We start from the raw sequence: 13,111 nt of genomic DNA on the forward strand, positions 1-13,111 counted from the left end.
ATGGAGCCCCATGCCGCGCAACGCCTTTCTCGAACGTCTCCATGGTTGGCTGGCCGGCACCGATCCCGGCCTGGTGCGCCTTCGCATGGCCGGCCGCGTGACGCTGACGCTCGTCTTCGTCGGCCTGTCGCTGACGTTGCTGAATTTCGTTCTGCCATTGCCCGTCATCAGCTTCGCGATCGGTCTCATTCTGGCGTTGCAGAATGCCATTGCGATCAAGGATCGCAGCGCCGTCGGACGCGCCCAGACCCGTGTTCTGTGCGCGGCGGCCGGTCTCGGAGTGCTGGTGCCCATCGCTCTTGTCGGCCAACGCTCCGGCCTTCTGGACGGCTTCTTTCTCGTCGTGACCTTCGCGGCGGTCTATGCCCGCAAATGGGGGCTGCGCTGGAATGCGGCGGGCATGTTCGCCTTCATGGCCTGCTTCGTCGGCATCTATTTCCACGCCGCCGTTTCCGATCTGCCGACGATCGCTCTCGCCCTTCTGCTTTGCGGCGGCGTGGCGCATCTGGTGCGGGAGATCCTGCTGCCGGATCGGCCCGCCTTCGATTTCGCCCAGACGCTTCGGGCGGTGGAAGAGCGCATCGGAACGCTGGTCTCGCGCATCCGCGCAGGCAGACGTGCCGGCTGGCCGGAGGAGGCCCGCCGCGCCGCCATCGCGGCGGAAGGCCAGGTCAGAAGCGCCATCGCCATCGCGGAAGGACTCCTGCCCGACGACGCCAGCGGCGCCGAGCGCCAGACGCCGGCGGCCGTCCTTGCCATCAAGCTCTTCGACCTGCATCTGGCGACCGAAACGACGCTCGCCGCGGCCCTCGACACGGAGGCGGACGCGGCATCCTATGAAAGCCGTCTGGCCGGCACGCTGGACCGACTGGCCAAGGCGCGGCTCCAGCTCCGGCGCTCGGCGGACGGGCTCGATGAACACCAGCTCGAAGGGCCGGGGCTTGCGCTGCCGAGCGCGGCGCAGACACCCGTTCCATGGCACCGCCAGCCCTCCTTTCGCTTGGCGCTCCAGGTGACGCTCGCCTGCGCTCTCGCCATGGCGGGCGGGCTCTGGGTTTCGGAACAGCGCTGGTTCTGGGCCGTCCTCACGGCCTTTCTGGTGTTCGTCAACACGCAGTCGCGCGGCGACGCGCTTCTGCGCAGCGTCGATCGGGCGATCGGCACGGGGGTGGGAATCGTCGTCGGCATTCTGGTGGCGACGCTCCTGCACGGGAGCTTCGCCCTGCCCCTCGGCCTCATCGTGCTCTGCGTGTTTCTGGCCTTCTATTTCGTGCAGGTCTCCTACGGCGCGCTGACCTTCTTCGTCACCGTGGCGCTGTCTTTGGTTTACGGGCTTCTCGGCAGCTTCTCGCCCGACCTTCTCGTCCTGCGCCTCAAGGAAACGCTGGTCGGCGCGCTGGCGGGAATGCTCGTGTCCTTTTTCGTCTTCCCGACGCGCACGGAGAATATTTCGCGGCGCGGCGTCGACAGTTTCCTCGCCGAACTCGATCGCCTTCTGGAGACGATTCTCGAAAATCGGCGGGGCAATGCCTCATCATGGAAGGTTCTGGCCGTGACGCGCGCGCTCGACCGGCGTCACACCGAGATCGTGACCATCGCGCGCCCGCTCGAGAGCGGCTGGATTTCCGCGCCCCGGCGCAAGCTCGTGCGCCTTGGCCTTCTGCGGCTGGCCGCGCTTGCCTACTGGGCCCATCGCCTCGCCAGCACCGCCGACATGCCTCGAAGCGCGGATGCGCAAGAGCCGGACGCGGAGGAGTTCGACCGGTCGATCGCCCGGTGCCGAGCCGATATCGCAACGCTGCGCTCGGGCGTCGGGCACTTCTTTCGCCACTCGACGACGCCAGCCCTCACACCGACCGATTGGGTTTCGGCCAGCCGTGATCTGGACGCACCCGATGCAGCTCTTGCGCTTCATGCGCTGCGCCATATCCTCCATCAGGCGACCGCCGATGCCGCCGGCGGATCGACCCGTTCCGCCATCGCCCCCTGAGGCCGATGGAACGTATGGCGCTCGACAGGTGCCCGGGCTTCTGATATGGAAGCCGCCACGATCACGGGAAGGATGCTTCCCGCGGGAGACCCGGCGCGTTCCGCCCCGTCTCCACGCAACCCTTTGGACCCTTGGAAACGGATCATTCTGTGCAGGTACTCGTTCGCGACAACAACGTCGATCAGGCTCTCCGCGCTCTCAAGAAGAAGCTTCAGCGGGAAGGCGTCTTCCGTGAAATGAAGATGCGCAACTTCTACGAGAAGCCCTCGGAGAAGCGCGTTCGTGAGAAGGCCGAGGCGGTTCGTCGCGCTCGCAAGCTGGCCCGCAAGCAGGCCCAGCGCGAGGGTCTCGTCGCTGGTGGCCGCGCCAAGCCGGCCGCGGCTCGCTGAGCGCATCGCTCAGTTCTAGAATTGGATCGGGGCGGTGCAGCTATCGGCTGCGTCGCCCTTTTCGTTTGGGTGTCGGCGCTGCGAGCTATGATCTTGAAGGCGTTCGGCATCGCGCATCGATCTAAGAGCGAGTCGGCCCGCTCCGACCGGCCATAGCTCCGCCCCGTGCCGCAATGACGCGTTCGGATGTTGCGATCCTGTCTTGAAATAGCAGGCCCGCAAGGCATATCGAAAAAGTCTCTGTCCTGGACGATCTGCAGCGGTGCGGACAGGTCGTGCAGGCGGTTCGAAGGGTCGAGACATCGGCCTCAGGTAAGCTTGTCTCTTTATTCTGACGCGCCGGCCCGCGCCCCTCGACAGGAGCGAGCCCCATGCCCCCGGAGGCCGGATTCGTTCGACCTCGATCGCCGTGCCTTGAAGGAAGTCGCCGCGTGCTCACCATGACGAAGACTCACCGGACGTCAGTCCGCTCCGCCGCCGCCTTCGTCCGCACGCGCGGTCTGGTTCTGGCTGCCGCCGGCCTCGCTCTTTCGGCGTGCCAGACCGGCCCCGCCCTTCAATCCATCGCGCTGGATCAGGCGCAGGGCTCGTCCGAGAATCTCTCGTCGCTGACGGCCGCCGTGAATGCCAACCCGAGCAATCCCGAGACCTACAATGTTCGCGGCATCGCCTATGGTCGCTCGGGCGACAATGATCGCGCGATCAAGGATTTCTCGACCGCGATCCAGCTCGATCCGAATTTCTATCAGGCCTATGCGAACCGGGCGCTCGTGCTGCGCCAGATGAACAAGAATGTGGAAGCGGTGGCGGATTATAACCGTGCGCTCCAGATCAACCCGAAATATGACACGGCCTATATCGGCCGTGGCAATATCTACCGTGTCGCCAATCGCAACCGCGAAGCGCTGGCCGACTTTCAGCGCGCCATCGACCTGAACACGACCGATCCGCGCGCCTATCATAATCGCGGCCTGCTCTACCAACTGGACGGGCAGCACCGTCAGGCGATCGAGGATTTCTCGACGGCCATCTCGATGGATGCGAACGCGCCCGAGCCCTATTCCGGCCGCGCCGTGTCCTATCTGGCACTGAACAATGTCGATGACGCGGCCGACGACATCAATCGTGCCATTCTGCTCGATGGCAAGCGCGCCGAATTCTGGGCCAATCAGGGCCTCGTTCTGGAAGCGCGCGGCGACAAGGCCAAGGCCTATCGCTCCTTCGCCCATGCCGCGCAGTTGGACCCGAACTATCAGCCGGCCAAGGACGGCGTGGCGCGCACGCGCGGTTCCGCCGGTTCCTGATCGGCTGATCATCACCCAATCCGCCGCCGCGCTCACGGGCCGGCGGCGGTTTGAGCGCTTCTTTCGTTCGATCGCGCGCGACTTCACATCCGCCCGACGATGTTAATCTTTGTGAATGGAATTTAACGGGTCGCGGAAACCGATCCCGCGCAACGATGGTTATTGCGACATCCTGTGTCATCACGATGAGTATCGCAGACCATGAAACTCCCTCTCACCGCCGCCCTCGGCGCGCTCGCGCTGGCCGCTTCCATCGTTCCCGCTTCCGCCGGCGCCAAGATTGGCACCCTGACCTGCCGGAGCAACGGCACGATCAATCAGATCGTCACCTCCTCGGAGACGGTGCTGTGCACCTACGCGCCTCTGGGTCGCTGGACACCCACTGAGACCTATGTCGGCACACTCGACACCTATGGCATCGATCTCGGCATCACAGGTCGCACAAGGATGGTCTGGTCGGTTCTGGCCGCTAGCTTCACCGAAGGCGAACCGCAGTCGCTGGCCGGCCGCTATTACGGCACCAGCGTCGATGCGTCCTTCGCGGTGGGCGTCGGCGGCAAATCGCTGATCGGCGGTCCGGATCGCGGTTTCACTCTCCAGCCGACCAGCCTTCAGATCCAGGAAGGCGTGAACGCCACGCTCGGCGTGGCGCGGCTGACCCTCGAGGAAGCCGCCCCCGCAGGCGCCGTCTACAAGCCGTGAACCTCGACACAAAAAAGCCCCGCATCGTCTGCGGGGCTTTTTTCATGGCTGGAGGCGCACTCGCCTAATGCGTCATGGAGACTTCGTCGCCCTTGAGAACGGCGAAATGCGCCACGACCATCACGATCACGACGCTGAGCACGCTCATGATCACGCCCGCACCGACGATCAGCCCCATCAACATGCCGACGAGAATCGCGATCACGGCGGCAGAGCCGTATTTCACGAGCCAGAGAAAGCCGGCATAGGTGCGCTGGTGCTCCCGATAGTCCATCTCCGCACCCTTGCCGGGTTCGTATCCCGCCTCTTGCGCCATCATCGCCTCCCTCGAACTGTTCGCCTGCCGTCATGAATAGCCAAAAGGCGGGAAACGGGCAATCGACGCCCCGCCTCCACCTGTGAAAACGGAGCGCCCATGGGACGCTCCGCACCAGTCTCGCGAGTCTTAGCCGCGCGTGTTAGGCGGCCTGACGCTTCTCGTGTCGACCTTCCTCGACCTCTTCGATGATCTTGGCGACGAAGGCGTCGAGATCGCCCGGGTTGCGCGAGGTGATCAGGGCCTGATCGGTCACCACCGTTTCGTCATGCCAGCGGCCGCCGGCGTTCACGACATCGGTCTTGATCGACTTGAAAGACGTGACATCGCGCCCTTCGATCACGCCGGCCTCGATGAGAAGCCAGGGCGCATGGCAAATCGCGGCCAGCGTCTTCTTGGAATTATAAAAGTCGCGCACGAAGGACACGGCGGCTTCTTCGGCCCGCAGCTTGTCGGGGTTGATCTGGCCGCCCGGCAGAACGAGCGCGTCATAGTCGGAGACGCTGACCTCCGACAGGAGCTTGTCGACGGGAACGCTCTGGCCCCAATCCGTCTCGTCCCAGCCCTTGATCTCGCCGCCCTTGAGGGACACGACGTGAACGCTGACGCCGGCCGCCTTGAGCTTCTCCAGCGGCACCATCAGCTCGGACTGCTCGAATCCATCGGTGGCGAGAATGGCGATCTTGGCCTGTTGAATGCTTGGCATGGGATAGTCCTCTTTCGGGTATAGGCTGCGGCGCGGTACCCCTGAGGGTCGCCTGCGCCGTCCGGCCGTTCGAGGAACTAACGGGGTCGATTCAGGATGGTTCCTCCGCGCCGGGATCGGCGGGACCCGATTGTTTGGACGCGATTACATCGCGATCCGCACCCTAGAAGGCATCCGCTTCAACTTCGGCATCGATCGCGGCGGCGGCGATCGAATAGGGAAAGCCGGCGCGCATCAGGGCCGCGATATCCTTGTCCCGCCGCTCGGCGCGGTCTCTCAAGCGGTGCGGCCCCAGGCGTCGGCGCTTGGCGAGCGCGCGCGCCGCGCTCTCTTCGTCCGTCTCGTCGGCCTCCAGAACAGCGGCAACGGTTTCGCGATCGACGCCCTTTTCGCTGAGCTTCAGGGCGCTGTGCCGGCGCGACGATCCGCGCCGCCGGAGGCTCGCGAGCTTCGCCTCGGCAAAGCTGCGATCGTCCAGAAGCTTGAGTTCGACAAAGCGCGCGACCGTCTCGTCCACCAGCCCGGCGAACTCGCCCGGCTCCTCGCCGCGCAGCATGGCCCGGCGCATGACCTTGCGCTCCAAGACGCGCTTCAGATGCGCCGTCGAGGCGGCGTAGCGCTCCAGATAGTGGGCGGCGGCCCGAAACAGCCAGTCGGCTGTGATGGGCCTCGGCGGCTTGGGCTCTTCGGTTGGGCTCGGACGGCGCATGGGTTTGATCTATAGGGCCGGCCAGCATCGCCACCAAGGGCGCTGGGCGCGAAAAGGCCAGCCTCATGGGCTGGCCTTTTTGGTTCACGAGTGGCGAAAGCTCAGGCGGCGTAGGCGAGGCCCGGCTGGACGCGGTGATCCGTCTCGATCCCGATCGGGCCGCCGAGCAGGCCGACCTCGTGGGCGAGCTGCGCCGCTTCGGCGCGGGCGCGGTCGAGGCCGGACACATGCTCCTCGCCCAGCGTGAACAGCGTGCCGCCGTGGTAGAACGGCGCTTCATAGGCCGCACGATGCACGAGACCGACGTCAAGGCGCGGCGTTTCGGACCGCTCGATCATGGTCTCGATGGCGCGGGCGACGCGGCTCGGAATGGTGGTCACGGCGCTGGCGACGAAGGCCCAGTCGCGGTCGCGTCGGCCCTTGCCCGCTTCCAGGCGCAGGAGACGGTCGGTGGCGAGCGCGGCATAGGCCGAGAGCGGCGAGAAGCGAACCGGGATCAGCGCGCGGTCGGACAGGCGCGCGCCGGCGCGCAAGAGGTCCGGGTTGTCGCCGGCATCGATGATGGCGATCTCGCCCCGGCGGCGCGCGGCGCGCACGAGGCGCTCCAGCGACATTTCATCGTCGGCGACCTCGACCGTGCAGCGCGAGGGACGCCCCTCCTTCGCCGCCCAGTCGACGAGATCCTTGTCGCGGGCCGCGTCGATCAGCACGACGGGAATGTCGGCGGCATTGGCGACGCTGGCCAGCGTCAGGGCGAGCGTGGAGGAACCGGAGGTTTTCAGGGAACCGATGGACAGAACGGGGATCATGCCAGGTCTTTCGCAAGGCGCGCGGGGGCTTTCGCCGCCAAGGTGCCGTGGCGTCGCGCGGGAAGAAGGAAACGGGTTCGTCATGAGAGCGGCGGGGGGAGCCAGCCGTTAAGCAATTCGCAAGATTGATTAAAAATGCAGATGGTTAACGAGACCTTAACGCGGCGGCCCACCCCCGGCCTGCAACTGACGCCGGGCTTGCAGAGGCTGCGAGGCTTATGCCATGCGACAGGTTCGGAGCCCGTGAGGGGTCCATTTCATCAGGAGAGACAGGTTCGATGGGCGCGACAGGGCTTCTCGTGGCGGTGCCGGCCGATGTCAGGGAGTTCGAGAACTACCAATGGCACGCGAGCCCCAGCACCTATCTGTCGGCCATCCGCGAGGTCGCGGGCGCGGTGCCGGTGATCGTGCCGGCGCTGGTCGATGAGAGCGATCTGGACGTCCTGTTCGAGCGGATCGACGGCGTGCTCGTCACCGGATCGGCCTCCAACGTCCATCCCGCGCTCTACGGCGTCGAGCCCAGCGCCTCGCACGAGCCCTTCGACCGGGAGCGGGATCGCCTGTCGCTCACCATGATCCGCCGCGCCCTCCAAACCGGCGTTCCGCTTCTGGCGATCTGCCGGGGGCATCAGGAGTTGAACGTGGCGCTGGGCGGTTCGCTCGCGACTGAAATCCAGGATGGCGAAGGCCGGATGGATCATCGCGCGCCCGAGCATCCCGAGCAGGCCGGCCGCTTCGCGCTGCGCCATCCCGTCCAGCCGGAAGAGGGCGGCCGGCTGGCCGCTCTAGTGGGCGAGGAGGCCTTCCCCGTCAATTCGCTGCACCGGCAGGGGATCGACCGGCTGGCGGATGGGCTCGCGGTCGAGGCGCGGGCAGAGGATGGAACCGTCGAGGCGGTGTCCGTGCCCTCGGCGCGCGGCTTCGCCCTCGGTGTCCAGTGGCACCCGGAATATTGGGCGGCGACGGACGGACCGTCCCGCGCGATCTTCGAGGCTTTCGCGGCCGCGTGTCGCGCGCGCCGGGACGCGCGCGCCGCCGGATAATCCGCGCAGCGCTTTCGCAGGGAGTTTCACGCCAGCGAGGCGAAGAATAGACCGAAGCCGAGAGAAACGAGCAGCAGCGCCCCCGAAAATTCCAGAAGGGCGCGCAACGGGCGAAGGCGCGACGCGCCTTGGCCCAACCGCAACACGACATCCTTGGCGCCGACCGCCAGAGCCGCGAGGGCGGACACGGTGATCGCGGTGCCGAGCGCCATGGCGAAGACCGAGAGAAGACCCGAGCCGTAGAGCCCGTTCAGAAGCGCGAAGGTCAGAACCACGATCGCGCCCGAACAGGGCCGAAGGCCGACGGCCACCACCGCCGCCAGGGCCGAACGCCAGGAGAACCCCTTGCCGCCGAGTTCGCTGGCCGAGAAAATATGCGGCCGGCCGCAGTCGCACGCGTCACCCGCGGCGTCGTCGCAGACATCCGAGCCATACGCGCCGGAGGCGCGCGGCAGCAGCTTCGGCCCGCCCCGCGTGCGGTCTGTGAAGGTGCCCGCGCCGGCGAAGGCCAGCCCCTGGGGTCCGCTTTGCGGCGCGCGCCAGACAAGCGGCAGAACGGGAAGACGGCGCAGGAGGGCATGGCCCTTGCGCAGGACCAGCCAGATGCCGATGGCGGCGACACCGAGATAGGACATCAGTTCCAGACCGAAAGCGGCCTGCGTCATCGACAAGGACGTGCCTCGCAGGACCATCCATCCGAACAGGACGATCACGGCGGCGGACAAGGCCTGCGCGATGGCTGAGGCGAAGGACAGCGCGATGCCGCGCCGAAGCTCCACCTCGTTGGCCAGCATGTAGGAGGAGATCACGGCCTTGCCGTGCCCCGGGCCGGCCGCGTGGAAAATGCCGTAGATGAAGGACAAGCCGACCAGCCAGCCGAAACCGCCCTGCCCGTCTCGGATCGCGACCAGCGCATGGCGCAAGTCCACGAAGAAGCCGCGCTGGATGCGCAGGATCTCCATCATGAGGCCGGCGAAGGGCCCGCTCGGCGTCGGTGTCACCTCGGCATTGCCGATGCCGAGCGAGGACTGCGCGAGGGCCACGCCTGTCAGAAGGCACAGACAGAGAAGCGTGGGTCCGGCGAGGCGCAAGGGCGAACGCATGGTCGGGCCTTTCGAATGCGACGAACGGTCTGTAGCAGGGGATTTTACTTGGCGCATGACACGTCGATGCGCGTCGCCAGGAGCTGCGAGAAATTCACGCCATCGTCGGGAAGCTGCTGATTGGGCTTCAGCATGGAGACCGAGTTCATCCATTCCGACGCATCGGCATCCGGGTCGGGCCGCGTGAAACTCTTGGTGCAGGTCTTCGGCAGATCGAGCAGCTGATAGGCGTTCTCGTCGGCGAAGTCGAAGGCAACGAAATAGCTCTCGTCATAGACGGAGAAGGTCACCTTATCCTTCTTCAGGTCCACCGGCTCGGCGGGCGTCATCTCGAAGAAGAGCGTCAGCTGCCCATGGTCGAAGAGGCCGCGGATTTCCTTGGGCGGATGGAGCTTGATGTCGCGCTTGCCGATGGACACGAACGTGTAGAACTCCCACTCGGCGATGGAGCCGAGCACGGTCTTGCCCACCGCCTCCAGTTCCTCCGGATCGAGCTTGCCGTTGCCGTTCTTATCGAAATCCACCACGACGCTGGAAGAGAAAAGCTCGTCGAAGCGCCAGATGTTGCGGATCGCGGACAGCTTGCCATCGGCCGTACCGACGATCTCCATCTTGGAGTCGGCGAAGACATGAGGATGCGCCTCAGCCCCGCCGCTGGCGACCAGACCAAGCGCCCATGCGCCAGCGCCGATCGCGGCCGCCCGTCTCACACCCATGCTCGCAGTCCCCGTTCGTCCGGCGCCTCTTGGAGGCGCAAAGAACGGCCAAATTGGGGAGAAGTCCAGCGCGAACCCTTGCGGGGGATCGCGCTGGCTCAGGGCATCTTACTGCAGCACCACGACCTGCGCGCCCACGTGAACGCGCTCGAACAGGTCTTCCACATCGGCGTTTCTCATGCGGAAACAACCGGCGGACGCGGCCGAGCCGATGGAGTTCGGGGAATTCGTGCCGTGGATGCGATAGGTGCCCCAGCCCAGATTCATGGCGCGGCGGCCGAGCGGGTTGCTCGGGCCGGGGCCGACCGAGGCCGGCAGGGTCGGTTTGGCCTCGCGCATGGATGGCGTCGGCACCCAGATCGGGTTGAGGCGCTTCTTGGAAACCCAGCTCGTGCCGAACCACTGCTCGCTCGGCTTGCCGACGGCGATGTCGTATTTCAGCGCCCGCTCATGGCCCGTCACCAGGAAGAGCTGCCGCGCGCCCGTCATGACCACGATCGTGCCTGGCTCATAGTCCCCTAGAAACAGGGTTTCCTCCCGATCCCGCGAGGGCGCGGCATAGGCGGGGGTGAGCATCGTGGCGCAGGCGATGACGGCCGATGCGACAAGGGCGCGAAAACGGACCATGGAGAACCTCGAATCATGAGCGGCCGGGCAAGCTTGATCCGTCAAGCTGCCGGTTCGCGACCCGGACAATTCTTTCGAAACCAGGTTGCCAAGAAGTCAACAAACACGCGCGTTCGCGCAGGAAGATGCCGCCGATGCGGAAAAACCGCATAGATGCCGGCATCGCGCGGCACGAAGTCGTCCAGGATCGAAACGAGGCGGCCGTCGGCAATGTCCTGCCGCACCACGAATTCGGGGATCAGCGCAACGCCAAGGCCCGCCAATGTCGCCGCCCGCACCGTATAGGGAGAGTTGGCGGAAAAGCGCCCCGACACGTTGATCGGGATCGGATCGCCGGTCTTGGGGTCCTTGAAGGTCCAGTTGTAGAGCGTCTTGGCGTTGGAATCGATCACGGCCGGCAGGCGCGAGATATCGGTCGGATGGGTCGGCGTGCCATGCGTCTTCAGGAAGTCCGGCGTTGCGCAGATCGCGAAATCGAGTTGGCCGAGACGCCGCGCGATCATGGCCGAATCGGTGAGGCGCGTCATGCGGATCGCAACGTCGAAGCCTTCCTCCACCAGATTGACGAAACTGTCGTTGAGGTGAAGATCGAGCGTGATGTCGGGATGGGCGGCCGAGAACTCGACCAGACTGAGGCCGAGTTCGGCGTCGCCGAAGGTGCGCGCGGCGGTGACGCGCAGCGCCCCCCTCGCCTCGCCGGTCGCCTCGCGCGCTTCCTCGTTGAGCGCGGCGAGATCGGCGAGGATCGTGGAGGCGCGCGCCACATAGACCTCGCCCGCCGCCGTCAGCGCGATCTGGCGCGTGGTGCGGTTGATGAGGAGAACGCCCAGTTCGTCCTCCAACTCGCGCACATATTTGGACAGAAGCGCCTTGGAGCGACCGGTCTTGCGTGCCGCCGCCGAGAAGCCCTCGCTTTCCACGACAGACAAGAAGGCGCGCATCCGGGTCAACGTATCCATCGGCACAATTTCCTTGCCCCAAACCGACCCGTGTTGCCCCATCGCGACACCGGCCAAAACGCTTCCATATCAGGTTCGCAAGCGTGCGAGAGGGTGAATTTTTCGCTTGTATGCGACATCAGCGGGTCCTATATCCGCCCTTGCCCAATGTCGCACGTGCCTGTGGGCGTCCCCCGGTCCTTCGAATGCGAAGATCACCGGGTCGGTCACTGGAGGTTTCCTCCAGGTCGGTTTCGCTGCTGGCGAAATCGTGGACGCCTTGAAGCAACGACGGTGCGGGCCTTTCTGGTCTCTCCCGGTCTCCATAGCCGGGAATTCTGTAGAGGCACACCTTCCTTGCCTGAAGTGCGGCGGGTCCAACCCTCCAAGCCATGGCACAATCTTCCGCTCTCGTTCGGCCGTCCGGCTGCCCGATGTGGGAGGCTATTCGCGTTTCGCGTTCGATCCATGAGCGGGGTCTCCACCGGCCGTTCGTGGGCTTGAGCGCGTGCGCTCCTCGTCAACCCAAGCGGTTCACTGGAGCTGACCCATGGCCACGCAGCGCATCATCGACTTCCTCGCCACCCGACGTCCCACCGGCCCTTGCCTCGTGGTCGATCTCGACGTGGTGGAAGAGAATTATCAATCCTTCCGCCGCGCGCTGCCGGACTCGGCGATCTATTACGCGGTGAAGGCCAACCCGGCGCCCGAAATCCTGCGCCTTCTCGCCTCGCTCGGCTCGAATTTCGACTGCGCCTCCGTCGCCGAAATCGAGATGGCGCTGAACGCCGGCGCGACGCCCTCGCGCATTTCCTATGGCAACACGATCAAGAAAGAGCGCGACATCGCCTGTGCCCATGCGCTCGGCGTCTCGCTCTTCGCGGTGGACTGCGTGGAAGAGGTCGAGAAGGTGGCTCGCGCCGCACCCGGCGCGCGCGTCTTCTGCCGGGTGCTGACGGACGGGGCCGGCGCCGAATGGCCGCTGTCGCGCAAGTTCGGCTGCGTTCCGGCCATGGCCGTGGACGTTCTGACCCACGCCCATGCGCTCGGCCTGACGGCGACGGGCGTCTCCTTCCATGTCGGCTCGCAGCAATGCGACACCGAGGCCTGGGACGGCGCGCTGGCCGACGCCGCCTTCGTGTTCAACACGCTGGCCGAGCGCGGCATCACGCTGACCCTCGTCAACATGGGCGGCGGTTTCCCCACGCGCTATCTCAAGGACGTGCCGACCGCGCAGGCCTATGGCCGCTCGATCTTCGCCGCGCTGCGCCGACATTTCGGCAACCGCATCCCGGAGACGATCATCGAACCCGGTCGCGGCATGGTGGGCGATGCCGGTGTCATCAAGGCCGAGGTCGTTCTCGTGTCGAAGAAGTCGGTCGAGGACGCGAACCGCTGGGTCTTCCTCGACATCGGCAAGTTCGGCGGCCTGGCCGAGACGATGGACGAGGCGATCCGCTACCCGATCGTGACGGCGCGCGACGAGGACCGCAAGGAGCCCTGTGTGCTCGCCGGCCCGACCTGCGATTCGGCCGACGTGCTCTACGAGAAGACCCCCTATCCGCTGCCGATCTCGCTGACGGTGGGCGACGAGGTTCTGATCGAGGGGACGGGTGCCTACACGACGACCTATTCGGCCGTCGCCTTCAACGGTTTCGAGCCGCTTCGCTCCTACGTCATCTGAGCGTCGTCCGGCCGGATTAAAAAGCCGCCGACTGGATCGATCTCCTTGCGACACCGCCGAGGCCCGTGAGGCCCC

The 13,111-nt window shown here is 65.8% G+C and carries 14 protein-coding genes; 6 read left to right on the forward strand and 8 right to left on the reverse strand.

What is annotated here, in order from left to right:
- The first annotated feature begins 10 nt into the window (after positions 1 to 10).
- The 4 genes from AUL36_RS07890 to AUL36_RS07905 all read left to right on the forward strand — a co-directional run bounded on the left by AUL36_RS07890 (position 11) and on the right by AUL36_RS07905 (position 4,385).
- Positions 11 to 1,990 carry an FUSC family protein gene (locus AUL36_RS07890; protein WP_062219556.1) on the forward strand — a complete coding sequence of 660 codons (1,980 nt, stop codon included), beginning with the start codon at positions 11 to 13 and terminating at the stop codon, positions 1,988 to 1,990.
- A 149-nt stretch (positions 1,991 to 2,139) separates the two neighbouring features.
- On the forward strand, positions 2,140 to 2,379 hold the full coding sequence (rpsU, locus tag AUL36_RS07895) for a 30S ribosomal protein S21 (protein ID WP_026358568.1): 240 nt from the start codon (positions 2,140 to 2,142) through the stop codon (positions 2,377 to 2,379).
- Positions 2,380 to 2,819: 440 nt separating this feature from the next.
- Positions 2,820 to 3,683, forward strand: a complete 864-nt coding sequence (locus AUL36_RS07900; protein ID WP_062219684.1) for a tetratricopeptide repeat protein — start codon at positions 2,820 to 2,822, stop codon at positions 3,681 to 3,683.
- A gap of 201 nt (positions 3,684 to 3,884) precedes the next feature.
- On the forward strand, positions 3,885 to 4,385 hold the full coding sequence (locus AUL36_RS07905) for a DUF992 domain-containing protein (protein WP_058600194.1): 501 nt from the start codon (positions 3,885 to 3,887) through the stop codon (positions 4,383 to 4,385).
- 64 nt (positions 4,386 to 4,449) lie between these two features.
- Here AUL36_RS07905 and AUL36_RS07910 read toward each other — a convergent pair whose 3' ends face one another.
- From AUL36_RS07910 to AUL36_RS07925, 4 genes are all read right to left on the reverse strand, one after another.
- Positions 4,450 to 4,704, reverse strand: coding sequence for an aa3-type cytochrome c oxidase subunit IV (locus AUL36_RS07910; RefSeq protein ID WP_058600193.1), 255 nt, complete (start codon positions 4,702 to 4,704; stop codon positions 4,450 to 4,452).
- Between the two features lie 139 nt (positions 4,705 to 4,843).
- On the reverse strand, positions 4,844 to 5,407 hold the full coding sequence (locus AUL36_RS07915) for a type 1 glutamine amidotransferase domain-containing protein (RefSeq protein ID WP_062219558.1): 564 nt from the start codon (positions 5,405 to 5,407) through the stop codon (positions 4,844 to 4,846).
- Between the two features lie 163 nt (positions 5,408 to 5,570).
- Complete coding sequence (locus AUL36_RS07920) at positions 5,571 to 6,116, reverse strand: regulatory protein RecX (protein ID WP_058600191.1); 546 nt, start codon at positions 6,114 to 6,116, stop codon at positions 5,571 to 5,573.
- A gap of 101 nt (positions 6,117 to 6,217) precedes the next feature.
- A complete protein-coding gene (locus AUL36_RS07925; protein ID WP_058600190.1) occupies positions 6,218 to 6,925 on the reverse strand; it encodes a hypothetical protein in 708 nt (235 codons plus the stop codon).
- Positions 6,926 to 7,203: 278 nt separating this feature from the next.
- Here AUL36_RS07925 and AUL36_RS07930 point away from each other — a divergent pair, with 278 nt between their 5' ends.
- Positions 7,204 to 7,968 (forward strand): gamma-glutamyl-gamma-aminobutyrate hydrolase family protein, encoded by a 765-nt coding sequence (locus tag AUL36_RS07930; RefSeq protein ID WP_062219560.1) that lies wholly within the window; start codon positions 7,204 to 7,206, stop codon positions 7,966 to 7,968.
- A gap of 26 nt (positions 7,969 to 7,994) precedes the next feature.
- Here AUL36_RS07930 and AUL36_RS07935 read toward each other — a convergent pair whose 3' ends face one another.
- The 4 genes from AUL36_RS07935 to AUL36_RS07950 all read right to left on the reverse strand — a co-directional run bounded on the left by AUL36_RS07935 (position 7,995) and on the right by AUL36_RS07950 (position 11,373).
- Positions 7,995 to 9,071 carry a nickel/cobalt transporter gene (locus AUL36_RS07935; protein ID WP_062219561.1) on the reverse strand — a complete coding sequence of 359 codons (1,077 nt, stop codon included), beginning with the start codon at positions 9,069 to 9,071 and terminating at the stop codon, positions 7,995 to 7,997.
- 44 nt (positions 9,072 to 9,115) lie between these two features.
- Complete coding sequence (locus tag AUL36_RS07940; protein ID WP_062219564.1) at positions 9,116 to 9,787, reverse strand: DUF1007 family protein; 672 nt, start codon at positions 9,785 to 9,787, stop codon at positions 9,116 to 9,118.
- A 108-nt stretch (positions 9,788 to 9,895) separates the two neighbouring features.
- On the reverse strand, positions 9,896 to 10,414 hold the full coding sequence (locus tag AUL36_RS07945) for a L,D-transpeptidase (RefSeq protein ID WP_058600186.1): 519 nt from the start codon (positions 10,412 to 10,414) through the stop codon (positions 9,896 to 9,898).
- Positions 10,415 to 10,455: 41 nt separating this feature from the next.
- Positions 10,456 to 11,373 carry a LysR family transcriptional regulator gene (locus AUL36_RS07950; RefSeq protein WP_058600185.1) on the reverse strand — a complete coding sequence of 306 codons (918 nt, stop codon included), beginning with the start codon at positions 11,371 to 11,373 and terminating at the stop codon, positions 10,456 to 10,458.
- 529 nt (positions 11,374 to 11,902) lie between these two features.
- Between AUL36_RS07950 and odc2 the strand changes: the two genes are divergently transcribed.
- The gene (gene odc2 / locus AUL36_RS07955) at positions 11,903 to 13,036 is read left to right on the forward strand and encodes an ornithine/lysine decarboxylase (RefSeq protein ID WP_058600184.1); all 1,134 of its coding nucleotides are present in this window, start codon (positions 11,903 to 11,905) and stop codon (positions 13,034 to 13,036) included.
- Positions 13,037 to 13,111 lie beyond the last annotated feature (75 nt).

This window comes from Aureimonas sp. D3, assembly GCF_001463805.1.
GTDB lineage: Bacteria > Pseudomonadota > Alphaproteobacteria > Rhizobiales > Rhizobiaceae > Aureimonas > Aureimonas ureilytica_A.

What these genes read in the sequence shown, in the direction of transcription:
- AUL36_RS07930 (WP_062219560.1), top strand. Translation starts at nt 7,204, where the DNA reads ATGGGCGCGACAGGGCTTCTCGTGGCGGTGCCGGCCGATGTCAGGGAG.
- AUL36_RS07890 (WP_062219556.1), top strand. Translation starts at nt 11, where the DNA reads ATGCCGCGCAACGCCTTTCTCGAACGTCTCCATGGTTGGCTGGCCGGC.
- AUL36_RS07905 (WP_058600194.1), top strand. Translation starts at nt 3,885, where the DNA reads ATGAAACTCCCTCTCACCGCCGCCCTCGGCGCGCTCGCGCTGGCCGCT.
- AUL36_RS07945 (WP_058600186.1), bottom strand. Translation starts at nt 10,414, where the DNA reads ATGGTCCGTTTTCGCGCCCTTGTCGCATCGGCCGTCATCGCCTGCGCC.
- AUL36_RS07920 (WP_058600191.1), bottom strand. Translation starts at nt 6,116, where the DNA reads ATGCGCCGTCCGAGCCCAACCGAAGAGCCCAAGCCGCCGAGGCCCATC.
- AUL36_RS07950 (WP_058600185.1), bottom strand. Translation starts at nt 11,373, where the DNA reads ATGGATACGTTGACCCGGATGCGCGCCTTCTTGTCTGTCGTGGAAAGC.
- AUL36_RS07900 (WP_062219684.1), top strand. Translation starts at nt 2,820, where the DNA reads ATGACGAAGACTCACCGGACGTCAGTCCGCTCCGCCGCCGCCTTCGTC.
- AUL36_RS07940 (WP_062219564.1), bottom strand. Translation starts at nt 9,787, where the DNA reads ATGGGTGTGAGACGGGCGGCCGCGATCGGCGCTGGCGCATGGGCGCTT.
- AUL36_RS07925 (WP_058600190.1), bottom strand. Translation starts at nt 6,925, where the DNA reads ATGATCCCCGTTCTGTCCATCGGTTCCCTGAAAACCTCCGGTTCCTCC.
- AUL36_RS07935 (WP_062219561.1), bottom strand. Translation starts at nt 9,071, where the DNA reads ATGCGTTCGCCCTTGCGCCTCGCCGGACCCACGCTTCTCTGTCTGTGC.
- odc2 (WP_058600184.1), top strand. Translation starts at nt 11,903, where the DNA reads ATGGCCACGCAGCGCATCATCGACTTCCTCGCCACCCGACGTCCCACC.
- AUL36_RS07915 (WP_062219558.1), bottom strand. Translation starts at nt 5,407, where the DNA reads ATGCCAAGCATTCAACAGGCCAAGATCGCCATTCTCGCCACCGATGGA.
- AUL36_RS07910 (WP_058600193.1), bottom strand. Translation starts at nt 4,704, where the DNA reads ATGATGGCGCAAGAGGCGGGATACGAACCCGGCAAGGGTGCGGAGATG.